Origin of the sequence: Falsiroseomonas sp. E2-1-a20 (genome assembly GCF_051433195.1) — a bacterium.
Lineage (GTDB): Bacteria > Pseudomonadota > Alphaproteobacteria > Acetobacterales > Acetobacteraceae > Falsiroseomonas.
Window position 1 is genome coordinate 257050 of record NZ_JBHMFT010000002.1, and the last position, 20037, is coordinate 277086.

23 protein-coding genes and 2 tRNA genes are annotated in these 20037 nt (G+C 68.6%); 7 read left to right on the forward strand and 18 right to left on the reverse strand.

The window, feature by feature from the left end; genetic code table 11:
* Positions 1 to 35: 35 nt before the first annotated feature.
* Together ACFHPP_RS03705 and ACFHPP_RS03710 are read right to left on the reverse strand one after the other, a co-directional pair.
* Entirely contained in the window at positions 36 to 1235 is a 1200-nt protein-coding gene (locus ACFHPP_RS03705) for an IS256 family transposase (RefSeq protein ID WP_437161911.1), read from the reverse strand.
* Between the two features lie 254 nt (positions 1236 to 1489).
* A complete protein-coding gene (locus tag ACFHPP_RS03710) occupies positions 1490 to 1786 on the reverse strand; it encodes a hypothetical protein (protein ID WP_437161912.1) in 297 nt (98 codons plus the stop codon).
* A gap of 336 nt (positions 1787 to 2122) precedes the next feature.
* Between ACFHPP_RS03710 and ACFHPP_RS03715 the strand changes: the two genes are divergently transcribed.
* On the forward strand, positions 2123 to 2287 hold the full coding sequence (locus tag ACFHPP_RS03715) for a hypothetical protein (protein ID WP_437161913.1): 165 nt from the start codon (positions 2123 to 2125) through the stop codon (positions 2285 to 2287).
* Positions 2288 to 2396: 109 nt separating this feature from the next.
* Here the strand turns inward: ACFHPP_RS03715 and ACFHPP_RS03720 are convergent, their stop codons facing one another.
* From ACFHPP_RS03720 to ACFHPP_RS03735, 4 genes are all read right to left on the reverse strand, one after another.
* Positions 2397 to 4025, reverse strand: coding sequence for a hypothetical protein (locus tag ACFHPP_RS03720; RefSeq protein ID WP_437161914.1), 1629 nt, complete (start codon positions 4023 to 4025; stop codon positions 2397 to 2399).
* 870 nt (positions 4026 to 4895) lie between these two features.
* Positions 4896 to 5744, reverse strand: a complete 849-nt coding sequence (locus tag ACFHPP_RS03725) for a hypothetical protein (RefSeq protein ID WP_437161915.1) — start codon at positions 5742 to 5744, stop codon at positions 4896 to 4898.
* A 147-nt stretch (positions 5745 to 5891) separates the two neighbouring features.
* Positions 5892 to 7109: a tyrosine-type recombinase/integrase gene (locus tag ACFHPP_RS03730; protein ID WP_437161916.1), complete on the reverse strand. Its 1218-nt coding sequence runs from the start codon at positions 7107 to 7109 to the stop codon at positions 5892 to 5894.
* 164 nt (positions 7110 to 7273) lie between these two features.
* Positions 7274 to 7363, reverse strand: a tRNA-Ser gene (locus tag ACFHPP_RS03735).
* Positions 7364 to 7460: 97 nt separating this feature from the next.
* On the opposite strand from ACFHPP_RS03735, the gene ACFHPP_RS03740 reads away from it, so the two are divergent.
* The gene (locus ACFHPP_RS03740) at positions 7461 to 7826 is read left to right on the forward strand and encodes a hypothetical protein (RefSeq protein WP_437161917.1); all 366 of its coding nucleotides are present in this window, start codon (positions 7461 to 7463) and stop codon (positions 7824 to 7826) included.
* Between the two features lie 87 nt (positions 7827 to 7913).
* Positions 7914 to 8162 carry a DUF3126 family protein gene (locus tag ACFHPP_RS03745; protein WP_437161918.1) on the forward strand — a complete coding sequence of 83 codons (249 nt, stop codon included), beginning with the start codon at positions 7914 to 7916 and terminating at the stop codon, positions 8160 to 8162.
* A 3-nt stretch (positions 8163 to 8165) separates the two neighbouring features.
* Here the strand turns inward: ACFHPP_RS03745 and ACFHPP_RS03750 are convergent, their stop codons facing one another.
* The 3 genes from ACFHPP_RS03750 to ACFHPP_RS03760 are packed head-to-tail and all read right to left on the reverse strand — an operon-like array spanning position 8166 to position 11424.
* Entirely contained in the window at positions 8166 to 8465 is a 300-nt protein-coding gene (locus ACFHPP_RS03750) for a hypothetical protein (RefSeq protein WP_437161919.1), read from the reverse strand.
* Between the two features lie 24 nt (positions 8466 to 8489).
* Positions 8490 to 10553 (reverse strand): protein-disulfide reductase DsbD family protein, encoded by a 2064-nt coding sequence (locus tag ACFHPP_RS03755; protein ID WP_437161920.1) that lies wholly within the window; start codon positions 10551 to 10553, stop codon positions 8490 to 8492.
* Positions 10554 to 10581: 28 nt separating this feature from the next.
* Positions 10582 to 11424 (reverse strand): alpha/beta fold hydrolase, encoded by an 843-nt coding sequence (locus ACFHPP_RS03760; protein WP_437161921.1) that lies wholly within the window; start codon positions 11422 to 11424, stop codon positions 10582 to 10584.
* Between the two features lie 376 nt (positions 11425 to 11800).
* Here ACFHPP_RS03760 and ACFHPP_RS03765 point away from each other — a divergent pair.
* Both ACFHPP_RS03765 and ACFHPP_RS03770 read left to right on the forward strand, forming a co-directional pair.
* Positions 11801 to 11877: transfer RNA gene (locus ACFHPP_RS03765), tRNA-Pro, on the forward strand.
* A gap of 187 nt (positions 11878 to 12064) precedes the next feature.
* Positions 12065 to 12844 carry a TorF family putative porin gene (locus tag ACFHPP_RS03770; RefSeq protein ID WP_437161922.1) on the forward strand — a complete coding sequence of 260 codons (780 nt, stop codon included), beginning with the start codon at positions 12065 to 12067 and terminating at the stop codon, positions 12842 to 12844.
* A 20-nt stretch (positions 12845 to 12864) separates the two neighbouring features.
* Here the strand turns inward: ACFHPP_RS03770 and ACFHPP_RS03775 are convergent, their stop codons facing one another.
* Positions 12865 to 13056, reverse strand: a complete 192-nt coding sequence (locus ACFHPP_RS03775) for a DUF2842 domain-containing protein (protein WP_437161923.1) — start codon at positions 13054 to 13056, stop codon at positions 12865 to 12867.
* A 178-nt stretch (positions 13057 to 13234) separates the two neighbouring features.
* Here ACFHPP_RS03775 and ACFHPP_RS03780 point away from each other — a divergent pair, with 178 nt between their 5' ends.
* Positions 13235 to 13750, forward strand: coding sequence for an adenine phosphoribosyltransferase (locus ACFHPP_RS03780; RefSeq protein WP_437162087.1), 516 nt, complete (start codon positions 13235 to 13237; stop codon positions 13748 to 13750).
* 74 nt (positions 13751 to 13824) lie between these two features.
* Positions 13825 to 14877 (forward strand): hypothetical protein, encoded by a 1053-nt coding sequence (locus tag ACFHPP_RS03785; protein ID WP_437161924.1) that lies wholly within the window; start codon positions 13825 to 13827, stop codon positions 14875 to 14877.
* 70 nt (positions 14878 to 14947) lie between these two features.
* Here ACFHPP_RS03785 and ACFHPP_RS03790 read toward each other — a convergent pair whose 3' ends face one another.
* From ACFHPP_RS03790 to ACFHPP_RS03825, 8 genes are all read right to left on the reverse strand, one after another.
* A complete protein-coding gene (locus ACFHPP_RS03790; protein ID WP_437161925.1) occupies positions 14948 to 15526 on the reverse strand; it encodes a MipA/OmpV family protein in 579 nt (192 codons plus the stop codon).
* Between the two features lie 351 nt (positions 15527 to 15877).
* Positions 15878 to 16582 carry a trypsin-like serine peptidase gene (locus ACFHPP_RS03795; protein ID WP_437161926.1) on the reverse strand — a complete coding sequence of 235 codons (705 nt, stop codon included), beginning with the start codon at positions 16580 to 16582 and terminating at the stop codon, positions 15878 to 15880.
* Positions 16579 to 17703 (reverse strand): MFS transporter, encoded by a 1125-nt coding sequence (locus ACFHPP_RS03800; protein WP_437161927.1) that lies wholly within the window; start codon positions 17701 to 17703, stop codon positions 16579 to 16581. The genes ACFHPP_RS03795 and ACFHPP_RS03800 overlap by 4 nt, the downstream gene beginning before the upstream one ends.
* Before the next feature lie 35 nt (positions 17704 to 17738).
* Positions 17739 to 18203: a cupin domain-containing protein gene (locus ACFHPP_RS03805; RefSeq protein ID WP_437161928.1), complete on the reverse strand. Its 465-nt coding sequence runs from the start codon at positions 18201 to 18203 to the stop codon at positions 17739 to 17741.
* A gap of 10 nt (positions 18204 to 18213) precedes the next feature.
* Positions 18214 to 18687: a copper chaperone PCu(A)C gene (locus ACFHPP_RS03810; RefSeq protein ID WP_437161929.1), complete on the reverse strand. Its 474-nt coding sequence runs from the start codon at positions 18685 to 18687 to the stop codon at positions 18214 to 18216.
* Between the two features lie 4 nt (positions 18688 to 18691).
* Positions 18692 to 19039, reverse strand: coding sequence for a hypothetical protein (locus tag ACFHPP_RS03815; protein ID WP_437161930.1), 348 nt, complete (start codon positions 19037 to 19039; stop codon positions 18692 to 18694).
* A 13-nt stretch (positions 19040 to 19052) separates the two neighbouring features.
* The gene (locus ACFHPP_RS03820) at positions 19053 to 19565 is read right to left on the reverse strand and encodes a YcnI family copper-binding membrane protein (protein ID WP_437161931.1); all 513 of its coding nucleotides are present in this window, start codon (positions 19563 to 19565) and stop codon (positions 19053 to 19055) included.
* Between the two features lie 45 nt (positions 19566 to 19610).
* Positions 19611 to 19988 (reverse strand): DUF2946 family protein, encoded by a 378-nt coding sequence (locus ACFHPP_RS03825; protein WP_437161932.1) that lies wholly within the window; start codon positions 19986 to 19988, stop codon positions 19611 to 19613.
* Between the last annotated feature and the right edge of the window lie 49 nt (positions 19989 to 20037).

Consider the following 20037-nt stretch of genomic DNA (forward strand, 5'->3'; position numbering starts at 1 on the left):
GAGCGCGATGATCCTCAGCGGGTTGGGCCGCCGGGTCAGGCGGGCACGGCCGAGAGCCTGACGTTGGCAGTATCGCTGACGGTGCTGATGGCTTCCAGGGTCATGTAGCGGGATCGCTGGGTGGCCCACTCGTCGGACTGCTCGAGCAGGATGGCACCGACGAGGCGGACCACGGCGGCCTCGTTGGGAAAGATCCCGACGACGTCTGTCCTGCGCTTGATCTCGCCATTGAGGCGCTCGATCGGATTGGTGCTGTGCAGCTTGGTCCGATGCGCGGCGGGGAAGTGCATGTAGGCCAGCACGTCCTCCTCAGCGCTGTCCATCAGCGTGGCGAGCTTCGGCACCTTGGGGCGGAGCTGGTCGGCGACGGTGCGCCACTGGGCGTGTGCAGCGGTCGCGTCCTCCTGGGCATAGGCGGTGCCGATCCAGGCCGAGACGATGCGGCGCTGCGCCTTGCCCGCATGGGCTAGCGCGTTGCGGGCGAAGTGGACGCGGCAGCGCTGCCAGGTGGCGCGCAGCACCTTCGTCACCGCCGCCTTCAGGCCCTCATGGGCGTCGGAGACGACCAGCTTCACGCCGGCCAGGCCGCGCCGCTTCAGGCTGCGGAGGAAGTCCAGCCAGAAGGGCTCCGCCTCGGAACTGCCGACGGCCATGCCGAGGACCTCGCGCCGCCCGTCGGCGTTGACGCCGACCGCGATGGTGACGGCGACCGGGACGATCCGTCCGGCCTCGCGTACCTTCACGTAGGTCGCATCCAGCCAGAGATACGGCCAGTCGCCCTCGATGGGGCGGGCGAGGAAGTCGCGGACGCGGTCGTCGATCTCGGCGCAGAGGCGCGAGACCTGGCTCCGGCTGATGCCCTCCATCCCCATCGCGCGCACCAGGTCGTCCACCGAGCGGGTCGAGATGCCCTGGACGTAGGCCTCCTGGATCACTGCCGTCAGCGCCTTCTCGGCGGTCCTGCGGGGCTCCAGGAAGGCCGGAAAATTCGAGCCGCGCCGCAGCTTCGGGATCCGCAGCTCGACGGTGCCGACCCGGGTCTGCCAGTCGCGCTCGCGGTAGCCGTTGCGCTGGACCAGCAGGTCCGGGCTGCGCTCGCCATGGGCGGCGCCGGTCACCTCGCCCACCTCCAACTCCATCAGGCGCTGGGCGGCGAAGCCGATCATCTCGCGCAGGAAGGTCGCGTCGGAGCCCTTCTCCAGCATCTGCCGAAGGGCGATCTTGTCGTCGGTCATCGTGGTCGGTCCAAGGTCAGGGGTTGCAGGTCTCGACAACCCAACCCTACCGAAGATCACCGCGGTGGCCGCCTGGGGCGCTCCGCTCCGCTCAGCCAGGGGCTTCGCTACGCGCCCCAGGCTCTGGGCCTCCTACACCACCACCCGGGACACGACCCGGACATGCCGGCAGCAGACAGGAAGGTCGCCTTTGGGTCGCCTGCGGCTGTTCCGTCCCCATCTTGAGGCGGGCTCAAAGGGCCGGATGCCGCATTTTAGAAATGAGCAGCTCGGCGCCGCCTCCGGCTTTTTAAGGCGGGGCAGTCGTCGTTGCCGACGGGGGTGCCGTCACTGGAGAGTTTCTCAAACGCTGGAGGATGTCGGGTGAACTCGGCGAAAAGAAACAAGCAGTTGTGGCTGGCTGCGAATGCGCGGACTGCTTCAGCTGTGCTTTCATCGAGCGTGCGCCGGCCGGCGAAGATCGACCCCAAAACGCTTTCGCTCTCGGTCCGAACATCACCGATAGGCAAAGCGATTAAGCGCCGGCTCAAGTCAAGCTTGGTTCCCGACATTAACCCTTTTCCTTCTGCTGTTTGAATTCGTGTGCGCGTACTAACCGCGACGCCACTCCCGCCGCGTTGCGGCGTGGCTGAAGTTGTAATTTGCTGCTCAGCAGCAAATTAGCCGTGGCGTGAACGTTTGTTGAGCCTGCTTGGATGCCATGAGGGGGTCGGCGACCGGACCGCCTAATAGTGCATTTCGGTACAAATGCACTATGTCCGCTGCTAAGTTCTGCTGGCGTGCCGCAGCTGAAGATTGCATCGGTTCCGAGAAGGCTGCCTCTTCAAGGTGCAATGATCTCTGACCTGAGTAACGCTTGTACGAGCGCTAATCAGAACCGGGGCTAAATGGAGATCATCACCGGCATCGAACTGCTGGGGATTATCAGCAATTTCGTGCGTATGAGAGCAGTCGCACACTTTCAGGCTATGGCTTGGGTGAAGCGCTCGCCCCAGAAACGTCCCCCTGGGCCTTTGGTGAGGAAGACGCTGATTACCGTGAAATTGGCGTGATCAAGAGCATCCGAGACGCGGGGAAGGTCGCCGCAAAAGCCGCTGATCACGCCGCGCTCCCGCCAACACTTTAGCTGAGCAATTTCCAGACGACGGCGAAGCTCTCCCGTTACTCGTTACGCTTCTGGCGCAACCGTTTGGCTTTGTGTCCCCGCGCCCGAATGGCGGGGACCGCAGCCGGCTGGTCGAGCAAGCGGGCCAAACGCTCATGTTTGAGCCGCGCCTGCTGTAGGAATTCCTTGCTCTGGCCCAATAAGACATCTAGCTCTTTCGAGTTGCCCTCGGCCAGGGCCCGCGCGAACCGCGAAGCCTCAGCATCGGTGAAGCCCCAGACCGAGGAGAACATGGCCATCCGCTGCAACACGATGGGCGGCAGTTCGGGATCGACGCCGACCTTCCTGACGGCAGCTAAATTTGAACGTATGGTGCTTACCGGAATGTTCCGAGTCTGCAGTAGCTGCCGCAGGCTCACGGGTTCGCAGTCCTCGCCAGGGGCTTGGCCGTTCGAGGCAGCGGTGTCGGCACTGCCGCCGACCCAATGATCCCAGACCGCCATGAGGTGCTTGTAGCCGGCCAGCTTCCGCTTTGCCCTCTCCCAAAGTGCGGGGTCAAAGCGCAGCAGAGCGGGGAGGCGGAGGTATCCGTTGAGCGTGCGACCCATCAGCCATTTGTCGAAGCCTGGGCCATCGCCTCGCTTGCGGCGCATATCCAGTGTTGCCACAGCCTGAGCGAAGCCTGCTGCGGTGCAGGCATCGGCCACTCCGGATACTGTCGCCAACTGCTTCAACATGGGCCGGTGCAGTGTGATGTCGACGCGCAGGTTCTCCTCCAAGAAGCGCTTGTCCTTAGCTCGCAGCATCGTCCTTTCTTGGTCCGAGAGTGTGATCAGCTTGTCGTAGAAGTTGACGGTCACGAGAGCGTGCCCCGCCTTATCCTCCGTACGCCGAAACATGACACCGGTGGTTCGGCCCGCGTCGTCAATCATCGCATCGACGCGCACCTTGAAATACTCCCCGATTCGAAGGGTGCCCCAGCTCTCGTCGACGATAGGCGTGCAGTAGACGGCATATAGGAGGTTTAGGAAGCGGCCTAGCTGAGGGGCCTCACCCAGCGGCAGGTAGGTGGCGACCTGCATGTTGTGCAGCGCGAAGTCACGGCGACGGAGACGCCCGCTGGTCGACGATGACCAATCGAATGTGGGGTCGGCCTCGCGGAGGATCTGACGCAGCACGTCGAAGGGAAAGCGAAGCACCTGGAGGCGCTCCTGCCCACGTTTCAGGTCTGATCCCAGCGCGGCTGCAAGAGCGTTCGTACCGATCAGCAGGGAAGTGGGATTGGCTTGAAGATTTAACCAGCACGCTCCGTTTGGTACCTGCCGGATCGTCACAGTCATCTTGGTCATCGTGCCGCTCTGGACACGGGTGATCCACAACTCGGCGGTGACGGTGATTTGGCCAGATCGACCGGACGGATGTTCTTTGAAGCGCCCAGCTTTGACGGCGAAGAGGACGCGTCCCAGGCCGCCAGAGAGCGACTTTACGCACTCCATCTCTCCGACCTTGTTAATTTGCCGGAGCAGGTTGATAACGCGACGGCCTTCGTCGGCGGCGATTTCGGTGCCGACACCGCCGTCTAACGAAGCGTCGCGAACGGTAGCTCCCTCGTCTCCGTCTGGTCTCTCGGTGACAATGCCGGATTGGTACATGTCGAGAACGTGCCTTCTGGTCATATTTGCCACTTGCGATGTCCTTTAGACGGAAAGAGATTAGACCCCGGGCGAGGTCGTTGATGGATACAGCCGGGCCTGGTTGTTCGCCGACGAAACCACGGTTTTCAGCGTGGTTTCGTCGGCGGAGAGCGAGAGCGACGGGCCTCTGCCGATGCGCTGAACACGCGCTGATCGGTCTCATCCAGTGAATTGCCGACGGCGATGGCTACTCACGTATTAAATATAAAATGCCAATATGCATCATTGGTTTGAATGCATATTGGCTATCACGCTGATGTAGCGGTACAATGGTCAGCTGATACGTCGGCAACTGTAAAGTAAGCTGCGCTCATGAGCTTGCCCTCTCCATGGCCACGACGTCGGAGAGGCGGTATCGGACGACACGGCCAAGCCTTATGAAAGGACATCCCACCCGGAGCCAACGCTGATTGGCCAGCGTCTTCTGTGAGATGCGCCAGCGCTCAGCGAGTTCGCGAGAGGTCAGAAGCTGCTCAGCCGATGCCCATCTGACGTCCGGTACGGGTGCAGGCCCAGTGGTGGCGCAACGCTGTTCTCTCGTATCTAGACAGGAGCGCTGAACTGCTGACCTTGAGGAGGGTAGGGAGGGCATTGCGTGCATCCGCTTCGTGATGCCTGCGATGTTTCATGACCGGAAACAGGCTACTAAGCCGGGAGTAGCCGAACTACCCTCGCCAAATGTTTACTTGCTTTTCTTGGAATTGTTCTGAGGCGTCACGTCCGACGCTTGCTAGGCGTAATCGTTCGCGACGCCAGAATTAATTTAGAAACCTTTTCTATGGTCGAGCGGCATGGATCAGACGCCTGTGGACAAGCAATGCATCGGATGATGATCGCCCTTAAACTGCTATCTAATTTTCTCTAAATCGCTGTCTTTGGCTGAACCTCTTGAAGCCACCTGTCAGGGATTGGTTCAAACGATATACTCGATTCGGGAATATTCGCGTTGCAGATAAGCATTGGGAAGTTATAATCACGTGAACTCAAGCGATTTTGCACGCAGTTATAGTGCGAAAGCGCAAGCTGGGCGGTGCCATCTTCCAGTCGCTGAAAGAGGATGGTTCGGAAACTGGGCGCCGTCGGAAGCGGTGGCCGCATTCTGATTTTTTGTATCGTGTTTAGATAAAACCAGATAGCTGCATGTCCTCGACGCGTCCAGAACTCCCTTAGAACTGTAGTTGAATGACTCAGATTGAAGTTGGATATTTCAGGGGCGAGCGTCAGAGCTGACGTAATGCCGCCCTTCATGTTCCCGCAAATTGAATTTTTTTCGAACCGAACTGAGAACTCGATGAGGCGCCCTATATTCTGCCCTTCCCATCGTGCCTCTTGCAGTGCAGTTAAGAAGTCACCGAGTTCAAATACCCGCTTCCAACCGTCATTCTTCTGAAATATTGATTCATGAAGCCATCGGTAGTCGGGATTACGCATGAGCATACGTTGTCTTGGAAGGACTCCGGGTTCCTTTTCGATCATATCGGTCTCAATGGCGCGCATGAGCGCGGATGCCGCAGCTACTCTTGCAGATCGCAGCATTTTCGGCTTTATATTGTATATTATTGCATTGGTCTCCTTATCGGTCGGAGCGACGTCGGAGCGGTTCGAGAGGTAAATTGCACAACACACTTCGAAAAGGTAAAATGCTCGACGATAGTCAGAACGCTTGTCATCTAGCGTTTTTTCGAAGGCGCGGCAGATATTGTAGCGCATGCACGACCCCTGGAAGTTAGCTTGAAGGGCAGCTCGATTTACCAATTTGCGGTCGTGTTCACCCAAACGTCGGTGCTTGGCTGCTTTCCCAGGAGCCGTTAGAATCGTGCTGCGTCCGCTATGCCGGTTACAGGCTTACTGCAATACTTAACGCCGAGAGCCTCCACAGACTGTCGTCAGCTCGAGGCAGTCCTCAAGGATAAGGTCCGCCCAGATCTGGGTTAGTTCGCGCCGCCGGTTCAGATGCTGGGCCCGGTTGTATGCGCTCTCTGTTTTGTCGTCGGGAGCGTGCGCGAGCATCAGGTCGATGACTTGGCGGTCGGCGCGGTGCTGCTCGTTCATGATGGTCGAGAATGTGGCCCGCCATCCATGCGGCACGTGGCGGCCGTGGTAGCCCGCGCGGTTGAGCAAGTAGCCAATGGCGTTCTCGGACATCGGCCGGTGGGCATGCCTCGTGCTTGGAAAGACTAGCGGGCCGCGGCCGGTGAACTCTCGAGCTGCCAGCAGGACCTCCACCGCTTGTCGGCTCAGCGGCACCAAGTGCTCTCGCCCCATCTTCATGCGCTCGGCCGGAATTCGCCACAGTGGGGAAGGGCCCTCAAGGTCTTCGAACTCAGCCCATTTCACTGCGCGAACCTCGCCGGGCCGGACCACCGTCAGCGCCAGTAGCCGGTTGGCAAGCTTGGTGGTCGGGTGGGCTGGTGTCGCCTCGACCCGCGCTAGCACCTCCCGCGCTCCGGCCAAGTCGGTAACCGAAGGCTGGCGACCTTTCACCAGCGGGGCCATAGCACCCTTCACAATGGCCGCTGGGTCTGCCTCGCTCAGGCCGGAGGCGATGGCGTAGACGAACACGGCCGACATGCGCTGGCGGACCCGTCGGGCGGTCTCAATGGCGGGCCGACCCTCAATGGCCCGAACGATCGCAAGCACCACTGGAGGCGTGATCGTGCGAACTGAGAAAGTTCCTAAATGGGGGAAGACGTCACGCTCTAGGCTTTGGAGAACATCAGCGGCATGAGTTTCAGTCCATGTCAGTGATTGCCGGGAGTGCCAGTCTCGCGCGATGGTTTCAAAGCGGTCGACGCCGCTGGCGGCGTACCTGGCCTGCACCTTCTTCTGAACCATGGGATCCAGACCAGCTCGCAGGACCGCCTTTGCAGCGCTGCGCTCCTCCCGAGCTTGGGCCAAGGATACGGCGGGGTAAGGTCCAAATGACATGAGCTTCTCGCGGCCGTCGATACGATAGCGCAGCCGCCAAAGCTTGCCGCCAGCCGGGGTGACAAATAGGTGGAGGCCACCGCCGTCGGTCAGTTTGTATGGCTGCGGTTTCGGCTTGGCTGCCCGTACGGCCGCATCACTAAGCACCCGGTCCTCCGATACCCCACCATATTCTCAGCGTACCCCGAAAGGTACCCCTCCGTCCAAGGGATATCGAGTGATCTGGCAGGATCGAGAAGGACGTAGAACCCTGGAAAATCTTTCAAAATCAACGCAGTCAGGATCATTCAGGATGCTGCGAGAAGTCGTGCTGGCGGACGGGGTGGGATTCGAACCCACGAGACGCTTCCGCGCCTACACACTTTCCAGGCGTGCGCCTTCGACCGCTCGGCCACCCGTCCTGCGCAAGGCGCGCTATCTACCCAGCAAGCTTCCGCCCCGCAACCCCGCCATCGCCGTGTCCTGCGGAATTGGTCATGGTTGCCATCGGGCAGGCCCGTGGCCCATAGCCTGGGCACCGATCTGGCCGAGGGGCACGCCGCCATGGACAAGGAAGAGTTGACTCGCTGGGCGCTGGCGAATGGCTGGCAGATGCTGGCTGGCCATCCCAGCCTGACCAAGCCGCGCGCGCCGAAGGAGGCGATCGTGCGCCTGGTGCTGAAGGCCACGGTCGTGCATGTCGAGGTCAAGAAGCCGGCCGGAAAGTGGGAGAAAATGACCGGCGCCGCCTATGGCGACATCCATCCGGACCCCGACACTGGCCTGCCCATCGGCCTCGGCCTCGACAGCATCACCGGCTTCACCATGCTGATGCAGGACAACCGGGACCGCATGGTCTTCGCGAAGATGACCGGCCCCAGCTGAACCCCACCGCCGCGACCTTGCCGCCTCGACCTCGCCGCCTGGGCGGTGCATAGGGGCGCCACTGATCCTGATCGGAGTTCAAGACGGATGAAGCCATCCGACATCGCGCGCGTCCAGGCCTATCTGCGCCGCCTCCTCGGCACGGACCGCATCACCCTGCTCGCGCCGCAGCGCCCCGGCCTTTCGGTCGAGGTCTCGGTGCAGGACGAGGTGATCGGCACCGTGCATCGCGACGACGAGGAGGGGGAGGTGTCCTACTCCGTCATGCTGACGGTGCTCGAGGAAGACCTGCCGCCCGCCTCGCCCGCGGCCCCGCCGGCGCGCGGACGGCGCTGAGCCTCAGCGCTCCCGCCGATCCGGCACCTGCAGGAACAGGCTCGGCGGCGGCATCGGCTGGCTCTGCCCCAGGCTGGGTGGCACCAACCCGGTGCCGCAGGCCGGCCGCAGGATACCGCAATCCCAGGCGTGGCGGTCCCGCTGCCCGGTCAGGCTGCCGCCGCGGATGAAGCGGCAGGCGCAGAGCTTGCCGGACAGGCACGCCACGGTCCCCTCCCGCACCGGCGTGCAGGCAGGAGGCGCCTGGGCCGGTGCCGGCGTGGCAAGGCCGCAAAGCAGCAGGATGAGCGGGATGCGGTGCATCCCCAAAGGCTGCGCCGGGGCGGCTTAACCCAGGCTTAGCGCCGCGAGGACCTGCCCCTCGGTCAGGATCTGCGGCAGCACCACCGGCTCGGCAGCGCCCGGCGCCCAGAACAGGTACAGCGGCACGCCATCCCGCCCATGGGCACGCAGCATGGCGCCGATGGCCGGGTCGCCGCGCGTCCAGTCGGCCTTCAGGTAGGCGATGCCGCGGTCCGCGAAGGCCCGCTGCACCGCGTCGGCCCGCAGCGCCACGCGGTCGTTCACCTGGCAGGTGATGCACCAGGCGGCGGTGGCGTTGACGAAGACGGGGCGGCCGGCGGCGCGCAGTTCGGCGACGCGCGCCTCGGACCAGGCCTCCGCGCCCGGCTCGGCGGCCGCGGCGGCCGGTGCCGTCGCCAGCTGCGGCAGCAGCGCCAGCGCCACCAGCACGGCCAGGCCCGTCGCCGCCACGCCGGCCAGGCGCGGGCCACCGGCGCGCTGCACCAGCCCGAGGCCCCAGAGCCCCGCCGCCAGCACGACCGCCCCGGCCAGGCCGAACAGCACGCCATCGGGACCAGCCTGCAGGGCCAGCACCCAGATCAGCCAGGCGGCGGTCGCATACATCGGGAAGGCCAGCGCCTGGCGCAGCCGTTCCATCCAGGCGCCCGGCCGTGGCAGCGCCCGCGCCAGCCCCGGCGCCAGGCCGAGCAGCGCATAGGGCGCCGCCAGCCCCACACCCAGCGCCAGGAACACCGCCATGGTGGCGGCCGGCGGCATCACCAGCGCGGCACCCAGCGCCGCCGCCATGAAGGGCGCGGTGCAGGGCGTCGCCAGCAGCACCGCCAGCCCGCCGGTGGCGAAGGCACCGAGCGGCCCGCCGCGCCCCGCGACGGCCTGCCCGGCGCCCACGGTGCGACCGAATGCAAAGACGCCCGAAAGGTTCAGGCCGACCGCCAGTACCAGCCATGCCATGCCGGCAACGAAGGCCGGCTGGGTGAACTGGAAGCCCCAGCCCGCCGCCACGCCGGCCGCGCGCAGCGCCACCAGCAGCCCGCCGATGGCGGCGAAGCTGACCAGCACCCCGGCGGTGTAGGCCGCCGCATGCAACCGGATCTCGCCGCGCCCCGCGCCGCCGAGGCGTGCCAGCGCCATCGCCTTCATCGCCAGCACCGGGAAGACGCAGGGCATCAGGTTGAGGATCAGGCCACCTGCCAGCGCCAGCAGCACGGCCTGCCAAAGCGTCGTGGTGGCGCCGTCCGGCGCCTCCGCCGGGCCGGCGACGGCCGCCGAGATATTGAAGGCCGCCTGCTGCCCGCCGCCATCGCGCAGCACCAGGGTGCCCTCCAGGGCGGCGGGCGCCACGTCGGGCAGCAGGGTCAGGCCAAGGCTCAGCGTGCCGTCGCGCAGCGTCAGGGGCTGCGGCGCGGTGTTGTCCAGCAGCCCGGGTTCCGCCGGGAAGAAGAACGCCTCCCGCACCGAGGCCGCATCGAGCCCGGTGCCGGCCAGCGTCAGGCTCGCGCGGCCCGGCCCGGCTCCGGCGCGTGCCGCCCAGGGCAGGGGCCGGGGCAGCCGCGCGTCCAGCGCCTCGAACAGCGGCGCCCCGACCGGTGACTCGAAACGCGCCGGGGCCACCGGCAGCGTCAGCTCGAAACGGCCTTCCTCGGGGATGCAGACATCGGCGCAGACCAGCCAGGTGGCCTCCGCCCGCAGCGTCATCAGATCGCCGGGCGCCAGCGTCGCGGGCACGGCGACCGTAACCGGCAGCAGCACCTCCCCGGTGTAGCCGAAATTGACCAGCGGGCCGTAGGGGATGCGCTCCGGCGCCGGCCAGGCGATCGGCGTCGCCGTGGCGCCCTGCGGCAGGTCCAGCGCCAGTTCCGGCGCCGCCCCGGCATCGCCGGCATTGCGCCAGTAGCTGTGCCATCCCGGCGCCAGCCGCAGCCGCAGCCCGGCCCGGAAGGTCTCGCCCGGCGCCACCGCGGCGGCATCCGTCACCAGCGTTGCCGTGGCGCGCGGCGATGCCACGGGCCGGCTTTCATTGGCCCAGGCCGGGATCCAGGCCGGCACGGCGAGGGTCAGCCCGAGGAGCAGGGTCGCGAGGCGCTTCATGCGGCAGATATAGCACGGCCGGCAGGATTTACGCCCCGGTCGGGAGGTGGCCCCGAGGTTGCGGCGAGCCGATCTGTTCGGCGACCTCCAGGATGGTCTGCGCCACCGCCGCCGGCGTCGCGCCGGCGACAACCCGGCAGGGCTGCCCCGGCGGCGGTGCCGCCTCGGCGGCCGCGACGTCCCGGACGAGGCTCGCCAGTTCGGCGCGGCAGGCCGACAGGTCCTTGGCGGATTGCCATAGCGGCTCGGCGGGCTCCGATGGCCTGGGCAATCGTCTCCGCAGGTGGCGCGCCAGCCGCCACAGCCCGGTCCTTGCAGCCGGCACCTTCCACCGGAGCGAGCGCGCGAATCCCGAGCCGACCAGCTCAGCTGCCAGCGGGCCGGACAGGGGGTCCACCAGCACCAGCCCGGCAACCTCCGAAGGATGCCGGGTCGCGTGCATCTGCGCGATGGGGGCGGCGGTGTCCTGGGCCACCAGCAGCCAGGGCGGTGCCAGGTGCAGCCCCGCCAGCATCTCCCGCTGGTCGGCGAGATTCGCCCCGGCGGTGCGCGGGCCTTCGGCGCGGGTGCTCCAGTTGTGCCCGGCACGGTCGAAGACCAGGATGAGCCAGCCAGGGCCCAGCGCCGCCACCACCTCCGACCAGGCCAGGCTGCCACGCACCAGGCCGCCATCCATGACGATCACCGGCTGCGCCGGATCGCGCCGGCGGCCGAGCAGGTTGGCATGCAGCAGCGTCTCGCCGACCTGCACATGCTGGCCCGGCATCGGCAGGCGGCGCCGATCCCGCGCGGCGGCCCAGCGTTCGATGCCGGCGCCGAGCAGGCCCAGCGCGGCGCCGGCCAGAAGCAGCATCGGCAGCCAGCCGTTCATCACACCCCGCACGCCGCCCCAGGGGCGCGGCAGGTTTCCTGCGGGCAGTCCCGCGCATCCGGCGTGGAGAAGGTGAAGGCCTGGCGCAAGGTTCGATCCCCTGGGGCAAGGTTGCCGCGGAGCCGCGAAACCAACCCCCGGCAACCTGCGGCGTGACGGCGCATGACGCAACAGGACAAGTTGCAGGCCGAGAGAGATACGGCAAGTCAGCCTTGGGTCGGCCGTTCTTCTAGGTAGAACGGCGCTTGCGACTGGGGCCGCGGGAGCGTTCCAGGGTCGTTCCTGGTCATGTCGCGGATGGCCCTTGCGGGCGACGCGGCATGTGCCGGGGCCGGCTTGCTCCCCGGCGAGGGCTTCGCTATACCCCGCGCCTCGCCGGAGTGTAGCTCAGCCTGGTAGAGCACTGTGTTCGGGACGCAGGGGCCGGAGGTTCGAATCCTCTCACTCCGACCATCATCGCCGCGGCGCGGAAACCCCGTCAGGACCTGGTCCTGGCGGGGTTTTTCGTTCTGACCGGGTCAACCCCTCAATATCATTGCGCATAATTAATCATAATGAGCCATCTCGCCCTGTTCCCAAAACGAGATCGTGTGCAATGCTTAAAAAGCACGCAAATATCTGCGGTGCCTGGGGAATGACCATGAACCGACCCACTCTGCTCGCCGCAGCAGCACTATTCGCGGGCATTATGGCCAATAATGGTGCAGTGCAGGCGCAGACCACGATCGAAAGCGCCGGGCTGACCATCGCCACCACGCCCGCCGCCACCACCGACTATGTCTTCCGCGGCTTCAGCCAGACCCGTGGCCGCCCCGCGGTGCAGTTGACCGTCGATGCGGAACACAGCTCCGGCGTCTATGTCGGCGCCTTCGCCAGCAACGTCACCTTCCCCGGCACCAATGCCCGCCAGGAACTCGACCTGCTGGCCGGCTACCGCCTTGCCGTGGGCGACCTGAAGCTGGATGTCGGCGCCATCTACTACACCTACCCCGGCTATGACGCGCCGACCGGCGGCTACGAACTGAACTTCCTGGAGTTCACACTGCGCGCCTCCTACGAGATCGCGCCGGTGAAGCTGGTGGGCCTCGCCGCCTTCTCGCCGAACTTCACCGGTGAATCCGGCGCCGGCTACTATGTGGAAGCCGGCTTCGACATGGCACTGGACTTCGGCTTCACCCTCGCCGCCCGTGCCGGCTACCAGTTCATCGAGCGCAACATCGCCCCCGCGAACGCCACGGACGGCTACTTCGGCGCCCCGGACTACGCCAACGCCTCGCTCACCATTTCGCGGGAGATCTTCGCCGGCTTCACCGGCGCGCTGACGGGCGTGGTGACCTCGCTCGACCAGGATGCCGACTGCTTCGGCGGGTCCAAGGTGTGCGACAACCGCGTCATCCTGACCTTCAGCCGCGTCTTCTGACGCGGCCGGGCGGCGGGCGCTCAGCCGCTGCGCGCCGCCCAGAACATCAGCGACTTGGCCGGGAAGGCCCAGAGGATCCCGGCCGCCGCGAAGTAGACGACCTGCACCAGCCAGTGCAGCCCGAGCACATGGTCGGCCAGCGCCACCACGACCATGACATACAGCGTGAAGCCGAGCAGCCCGGCGACCAGGGCGATTGCGATGCGGGACATGGCTGCGATGTGGCCCGGACCCGCGCATCCGCCAAGCCCCATCCGTTGGCAGTCCGGCGCGAGCGCGCGCGGTTGCGGCGCGGCCACGCCCCGGCGTAGCGTCCGCCGCACACCAGGAGCCCCCGACCGCATGGCCGAACCCAGCACGCCGCGACAGCCGCTTCAGGCCGATCCCGGCATCGATTTCAAGGACCATATCCGCGGCATCCCGGATTTCCCGAAGCCCGGTATCCTGTTCTACGACATCTCCACGCTGCTGCGGCACGGCGCGGCCTGGCGTTCCGCCATGGCGCGGATGGCGGAGATGGTGCGGCCGCACAAGCCGGACGTGCTGGCCGGCATCGAGAGCCGCGGCTTCCTGGTGGCGGCGCCGCTGGCGCTGGAACTCGGCCTCGGCTTCGTCATGCTGCGCAAGCCGCGCAAGCTGCCGGGCCTGACCATCGGCCTGAACTACGCCCTGGAATACGGCACGGACCGCATCGAGATGCAGGCCGACGCCGTGCCGAAGGGCAGCCGGGTGGTGGTGCTGGACGACCTTCTGGCCACCGGCGGCACCATGGCGGCCGGCATTTCCCTGCTGCGCCAGGCCGGTGCGGTGGTGCCGTGCGCGGCAACGCTGGTGGAACTCAGCTTCCTCGGCGGCCGGTCCCGGATCGACGTGCCCTTCGAATCCCTGGTGACCTACGACAACTGAGGGTGCGGTCGCCACGTTTCTGCCCCATTCGCCCGGCTAGTAGTCGGGACGGGCGGCAGAAGGAGGGCGAAGGGATGCAACCTGGAACGCCGACCCGGCGCGTCCTGGCCGGCCTGCTGGCAAGCGCGGCGCTCGGCCGCGCGCTGCGCCCGGCGCAGGCTGCCGTGCCGGTGCCGGAAGCCGCCACGCTGCTGGCCCCCGGACCCGAGGGCGGAGCCGTCGCCAGCCTGGCCGGCCGCGCCGCCGGCGCACTGTCGCGTGGCCTCGTGCAGGCGTCGGCGCTGCGCGTTGCAGTGCTGGGCGGGCCGGATGGCATCACCGCCGCCAACCGCTTCGCCTCCTCCACCGTCCGTGACGGCGCGATGCTGCTGCTGATGCCCGGTGCCGCGGCCCAGGCGCAGCTGGTGGGCGACCCCCGCGCGCGGTTCGAGCCGCGGCACTGGCCGGCGATCTGCGGCAGCGTGCAGCCCTGCATCCTCGCCGGCCCCGCTGCGAACGGTCCGCCCCCGGGCGGTCGCAGTGCCACGCCGCTGCGCCTGGCGCTGCCCGGCCCGGCGGCGCCGGAAGCCGCGGCACTGCTGGCGCTCGACCTCGCCGGGCGCCCGGCCGTGCCGGTGTTCAACCTAGCCGGGGCGCAGGCCGAGGCGGCGATCCGCGACGGTGGCGCGGATGCGCTGGTGCTGTCCGGCCTGACGGCGGAGGCGCAGGCGGCGGCGCTCGGCCTGGTGCCGTGGTTCGCGTTCGATGCCGCCGGAAGTGCCCGCGACCCGGCCCTGCCCAACGTGCCGACGCTGGGGGAGATTCTGGCCGATACGCCGCGGCCCGACCTGCTGGAGGCGGCGCGTGGCGCGGGCGCGGCCCTGCGCGGCCGTGCCGTGCTGGTGCTGCCGGCGTTGACCGCGGCCGATGTCGTAGCCCTCTGGCGCGCCGCCGCCCGCAGCTGGCCGGAGGAGGCACCCGACGCACCGGAGGCCGGTACGCGCCGCATCGGCGCCGGCCCGGCGACGACGCTGATGACGACGCTGTGCCCCTCGCCGGAGGCCTCGCTGGCCTACCAGCTCTGGCTGCTGCGCCGGCTGGGCTGGCAGGCGACCACCCGGGCCAGCGCGGCGGTGCAGCCGGGTTAAGGCCTTTCCAGGTCCGGCGGACACGCCGGGCAGTCCGGAAAATGCGCCGGCAGGCGTCCCGGCAGCCGGTTCAGAAGCCGTAGCTGATACCGAGGCCGAAGCTGAACTGGTTCTCGTTCCCCTCCCGCCGCACGATCGGGCTGTCCGCCGCGTCGCCGAGCAGGCGGCGATAGCCGAGCACGCCGACCAGGCCCCAGTTCGGGGTCAGCTCATAGTTCGCCGTCAGGGACAGCGCGACATCCTTGATGCCACCACCGGCGCTGAAGGCCGGCAGGCCGCTGGCGGCAGCATTGCGCGCATCGATGCCGAAATTCGTCTCGGTGTAGTCGTCGCTGGCATAGGTCGCGACGGCGACCAGGCCCACCCCGAGCCGCGCCACCGGGCTGAAGCGGTAGCTGCCACCGAAGGTGAACAGCGTGCCGTCATGCGCCGAGGACGCGTCCTGCAGCACCTGCAGCTCGATCGCCGCTTCGTCGCGCGCGGTCAGCACGCCGCGGAAGGGCAGGCGCAGGAAGGCGCCGGCCTCCACCGCGTCGTCGACCTCATCCAGCCGCTTCACCCGCGCATTGTCGGCATCCGAGCGCCCACGCCGGAGCGCCACCACGGGTCCGAATTCGGCGGAGGGCCAGGGCGAGACGTTGACGCGCAACCCGATGCCGCCGCCAAGCGTCGGGGTTTGACATAGGTGGACCCATAGCTCAGCCGTGCCGCCACCAGGGGGCCGATGGTGCTGTCGTCCGCGCCTTCGTAATCGGGCGCCGAAAGTGCGCCGAGGCTGAAGAAGCCGGACACCCGCGGCTCGCCCTGGGCGCGCGCCGGCTCGGCCAGGGTGGCCAGGAGCAGGGGCGTCAGGGCGGCGAGCAGGGCCGGTCGAAGGGCAGGGTGCATGGGATGGTCAGGCCTTTCAGGGGACGGGAGCCACCGAAAGTTCGACATAAAACTGTCCATCGTCAAGATCGTTATCGTAACGATATGTGACGCCCGGCTTCGCGCCGGGCCATCAATCCAGCAGCGGCAGACCCGCCACCGCCACCGCCAGCCCGCCGCGTGCCTCCCGCATGGCGCCAACGGCGACGCCGGCCACCGCCCAGCCCTCGCCCCGGCGCACCAGCAGGGGCGCGCCGGAGACGCCACGGGTCCCGGCACAGCCATGCTGCAGCAGCAACCGCCCGGCACCGTCCACCACCTGTGCCAGCACCGAGCAGGCGGTATCCGCCAGCAGCGCGTGGGCGCGGTCCTGCTGCCAGCCGCCGAGCATAGCCGGCGTGCCGCGCGCCGGCAGCCCGGCCAGGGGCAGCACCGGCCCGGCCAGCGGCGCCGCCAGGCGCAGCACGGCCCAGTCGGCGCCGAAGGGGCCGGAGGTCGCCGCCTCGAAGCCCGGCGCCACCCGCAGCGAGGCGACGCGCGCCTGGGCGCGGAATTCGCCGCGATGATAGCCGGCCAGCACATGCACCCGGCCCGGCTGCAGCATCCGGCGGGTCTGCCGCGCCACCAGGCAATGCGCCGCGGTCAGCACGCGATTCGGCGCGATCAGCACGCCGGTGCAGCGGCCGCCGGCCTCCGACTGCACCCGCACCAGGCTGGACCAGGGCGCCTCCGCCACCAGCGCCGGTCGCCGGGATGCCTGGCCGTCCAGTCCAGGCAGCGGCTGGCCGAGCGCGGGCCCCGCCAGCAGCAGCGCGAGCAGGGCCCGAGGCGCGATCATCGGCGTACCGGAAGCCGGAAAATCAGCCAGGCGACCACCACCGCCATCGCCGCCAGCAGCCAGGGCACCACCGCCGCGCCCCAGAGATCCGCGGCAAGCCCGAGCCCCGCCGGCACCACCGCCACGCCGAGCGTCGCCGCCGAGACCTGCAGCCCCACGGCCTGCGCCGCCGCCGAGGCCCCCAGCCGTGCCGGCGTGCGCGCCATCAGGGTCGGGTAGATCGGCGCCAGCGCCACCGCCAGCAGAGCCAGCGCCGGCAAATCCGCCATGCCGCTGCCGAAGGCCAGCGCCGCCAGCACCGCGACCGGCGCCAGCAGCCGCAACAGCCGGTCCGCGCCGATGCGGTCCACCACGAAGCCGAGCCCGATGCGGCCGCCGGTCAGCGCCGCGAAGAACAGGGTCGCGGCAGCGGCGCCCTCGGCCGGGGTGGCGCCGCGCGCGCCGGTCAGCACGGTCGCGGCCCATTGCCCGGCGCCGGCCTCCAGCCCGGTATAGAGAAAGAAGATCAGCACCTGCAGCCGCGCCAGCCGGTTGCGCAGCACCATGGCCATGCTGATGCGCGGCGCATCGGGCGGCGGCGCGCCATCGGTCCAGCGGCCGCGGGTGAAGCCGAAGCAGATGGTCAGCAGGCCGAGCGCCAGCCCCACCGCCAGGTAGCCCGCCTGCCAGCCATGCCCCGCCGCCAGCAGTGCCGCCGCGACCGCCGGCCCGAGGGTCGCGCCGACGCCCCAGAAGCCGTGCAGCCAGTTCATGTGGCGCGGCTGGAAGCGCGCGGCGGCGAAGGCATTCATCGCCGCATCCACCGCGCCGCCGCCCAGCCCCGCCAGCACCGCCAGCGCCACGAACACCACCCAGGGCGGCGCCGTCGCCTGCCCGAGCGCGGCGGCGGAGGTCGCGGCCAGGCTGGCCACCAGCAGGTTGCCGATGCCGAAGGACTGGATCAGCCGCCCCGCCAGCATGCCGGCGACCACGTAGCCGCTGGCCATCGCCGCCAGCACCAGGCCGAGGCCGGCGTTCGGCACCAGGTAGTGCGGCCGCAATTCCGGCCACAGGCTGCCCGGCATCGGGTCCGGCAGGCCGAGGCCCACGAAGGCGAGGAAGGCGAGGGCGAGAAGGGGCACGCGCAGCCCCTACACCGGACCGGCGCCGCCGGCCATCAGCCCAGCTTTCGGCCGTCCTTCGTCGTGTAGTGCACCGGGCTCCCGGCCGGATTTGCCATCATGTCGATATCCGAATAGGTCGCGCCATCGCCCGGCAGGCGGGTGCCGACCTCCAGCACCGTCGCCTCCGCATCCGTGTGGTTGCGCAGGCAGTGGCCATCCGGATCGCCGGCCTTGAAGCCGGCCGAATCCCCGGGGCGCAGCACTTCCTCCCCGGCGTCGGTCACCAGCGTGACCTCCCCGGTCAGCACATGGATGAACTCGTCCGAGGCGTGCTGCCAGTGGCGCTGGCTGGACCAGGCGCCGGGCGGCAGGCGCAGCAGGTTGACGCCGAACTGCGTCAACCCGGCCGCATCACCCAGCCGCCGCCGTTCCCGCGTGCGGCAGGGCAGGTCGTGCGGCGCCGGGTAGGCGGAGCCGATCACGGGCGGGACGGCGGCGGGGTCGATGCGCCTGGCCATGGAGCCTCCCTCAGTGCCGATGCGGCGCGGCCGGGCCACGGGCGCCGGCGGATTGCACGGCGAGGCGCACCTCGACCTCCCCGGCCCGCTCGAACACCAGGGTCACCGGCACCGCCTCACCCTGGTTCAGCGGCGCGCGAAGCTCCAGCAGCATCAGGTGCAGGCCGCCCGGGCCGAGCGTGACCGTCTCGCCCGCCGGCACATCGATGGCCGGCACCGGGCGCATGCGCATCACGCCGCCCTCATGCAGGTGGGTGTGCAACTCTACCGCCCGGGCGATGCCGGCGCGGGCCGAGACCAGCCGGTCCGGCTCGCGGCCGGTGTTGCGGATGGTGAGGTAGCCGGCGCCGGTACGGCCGGCGCCGGCGGCGCGGCTCCAGGGCCCTTCGATGCGCAGGTCGCCGGCCTGCTGGGCCAGGGCCTGGGCGATGCCGGAAGCGGCCAGCAGCAGGCCGAGCGTACCGCGTCGTGTGATCCGGGCCATGGTCTCAGCCCAGCAGGTCGAGGCTGTCGGCCCCGACCCCCGCGCGGCCCTCGATCCGCCCCGCGAGGCGCGCCAGGTTGGCGGCGATGCGGGCGCCGGCGACCGGGTCGCCGGTGGTGCAGGTGGCATTGGCGATGGTCAGCGCGCGCTGCATCGCCATGGTCTCGGCCGGGGTGGCGTGGGCCAGGGCCGCTTGAAGCGCCAGCCGTGCCGGCTCCAGCGCGCCGTCGCAGGCGGCGGTCAGGTGCGCCTCCATCGCCTCCGCATCGCAGGCGGCGGCGCGGCGGGGGGCCAAGCTGCCGGCGGCGATCGCGGCGGCGGCGAGGGGCAGGAATCGGCGGGAATGGGTCATCGGGGCGGCCCTCTCAGTTGCGCGGCAGCAGGCGGATGGCGGGGGCGGGCATGCGAAAGTCTGTGATGCGGCGGCCGGGCTCGGGAATCCCGGTCCAGGCGGCCTGCTTCCCTTCGGGGCAATCCTGCACCACGGGGATGTAGAGCAGGGTGCCGGGCGCGTCGGGCAGGCGCAGCCGCACGACGAACTCGTCGTAATGCGCCGGGTCCAGGCTGCCGCCCTCCCAGATGATCTCCGCGAGCGGCAGTGCGGCGCCATGGCCGGTCGGGGCAGGCGCATCGGCACGTGGGATGGTGCGCAGCGTCCAGCCGGGCTTCGGCATCGGCAGGGCGCTGGTCACGCCGTCCGGCAGGCGCACGGTGAAGCGGATGGTGGGCGCACCGTCGCAGCCATGCGGCACGCGGAAGGTGGCGCGGGTGGTGCTGTTGGCCAGGGCCTGCTGGGTTTCCAGCGTGACATGCGCGGCGGCCGGCGTACCGGCCAGGCCGCAGGCCAGCGCGAGGCTGGCCAGATGAAGCTTGGACATTCGATCGGGATCCTGAATCCATGGAGGGGAAGCCTCGGTGGTGGTTCAGGAGGTCGGCGGAGCCCTCGGCGGGGGCTGGCAGCGCGGCGGCGGCGCCGGGCTGGGGGTGCTGGGCGGCGGCGGGTCCACGGTCTGGACCAGCAGCAGGGGTGCGACGAGTGTGAAGGGCGGCGTCGGCAGGCTGGCGGCACCCGGCCCGCCACAGACCGGGCAGGGCATCGCGGCCGCGTGGTCCCCGGCCGGGGCCTGGCCATCGGCCTCGTCCAGCGGCAGGGCGACGCTGCGCATCCCCTCCGCCGTGCAGATGTCCATGTGCAGAAGGTCGTGCGGCGCCGCCAGCTTCAGGCAGTGCCCGAACGCGGTACCCCACTGCATAAGCAGCAGCAGGACAAGCAGCCGGGTCAGGGTGGGGCGCAGGCGCACGGTCGGACCGTAGCATCGCCGGCCCCACAAACGAAAGCGGCGCGCAACC

Coding starts and splice junctions, on each gene's coding strand:
- ACFHPP_RS03715 (WP_437161913.1), top strand. CDS start 2,123: ATGGAGATCATCACCGGCATCGAACTGCTGGGGATTATCAGCAATTTC.
- ACFHPP_RS03705 (WP_437161911.1), bottom strand. CDS start 1,235: ATGACCGACGACAAGATCGCCCTTCGGCAGATGCTGGAGAAGGGCTCC.
- ACFHPP_RS03750 (WP_437161919.1), bottom strand. CDS start 8,465: ATGCACCGCATCCCGCTCATCCTGCTGCTTTGCGGCCTTGCCACGCCG.
- ACFHPP_RS03760 (WP_437161921.1), bottom strand. CDS start 11,424: ATGAACGGCTGGCTGCCGATGCTGCTTCTGGCCGGCGCCGCGCTGGGC.
- ACFHPP_RS03710 (WP_437161912.1), bottom strand. CDS start 1,786: ATGTCGGGAACCAAGCTTGACTTGAGCCGGCGCTTAATCGCTTTGCCT.
- ACFHPP_RS03805 (WP_437161928.1), bottom strand. CDS start 18,203: ATGGCCAGGCGCATCGACCCCGCCGCCGTCCCGCCCGTGATCGGCTCC.
- ACFHPP_RS03795 (WP_437161926.1), bottom strand. CDS start 16,582: ATGATCGCGCCTCGGGCCCTGCTCGCGCTGCTGCTGGCGGGGCCCGCG.
- ACFHPP_RS03725 (WP_437161915.1), bottom strand. CDS start 5,744: ATGCGCTACAATATCTGCCGCGCCTTCGAAAAAACGCTAGATGACAAG.
- ACFHPP_RS03815 (WP_437161930.1), bottom strand. CDS start 19,039: ATGACCCATTCCCGCCGATTCCTGCCCCTCGCCGCCGCCGCGATCGCC.
- ACFHPP_RS03820 (WP_437161931.1), bottom strand. CDS start 19,565: ATGTCCAAGCTTCATCTGGCCAGCCTCGCGCTGGCCTGCGGCCTGGCC.
- ACFHPP_RS03810 (WP_437161929.1), bottom strand. CDS start 18,687: ATGGCCCGGATCACACGACGCGGTACGCTCGGCCTGCTGCTGGCCGCT.
- ACFHPP_RS03745 (WP_437161918.1), top strand. CDS start 7,914: ATGAAGCCATCCGACATCGCGCGCGTCCAGGCCTATCTGCGCCGCCTC.
- ACFHPP_RS03785 (WP_437161924.1), top strand. CDS start 13,825: ATGCAACCTGGAACGCCGACCCGGCGCGTCCTGGCCGGCCTGCTGGCA.
- ACFHPP_RS03775 (WP_437161923.1), bottom strand. CDS start 13,056: ATGTCCCGCATCGCAATCGCCCTGGTCGCCGGGCTGCTCGGCTTCACG.
- ACFHPP_RS03770 (WP_437161922.1), top strand. CDS start 12,065: ATGAACCGACCCACTCTGCTCGCCGCAGCAGCACTATTCGCGGGCATT.
- ACFHPP_RS03755 (WP_437161920.1), bottom strand. CDS start 10,553: ATGAAGCGCCTCGCGACCCTGCTCCTCGGGCTGACCCTCGCCGTGCCG.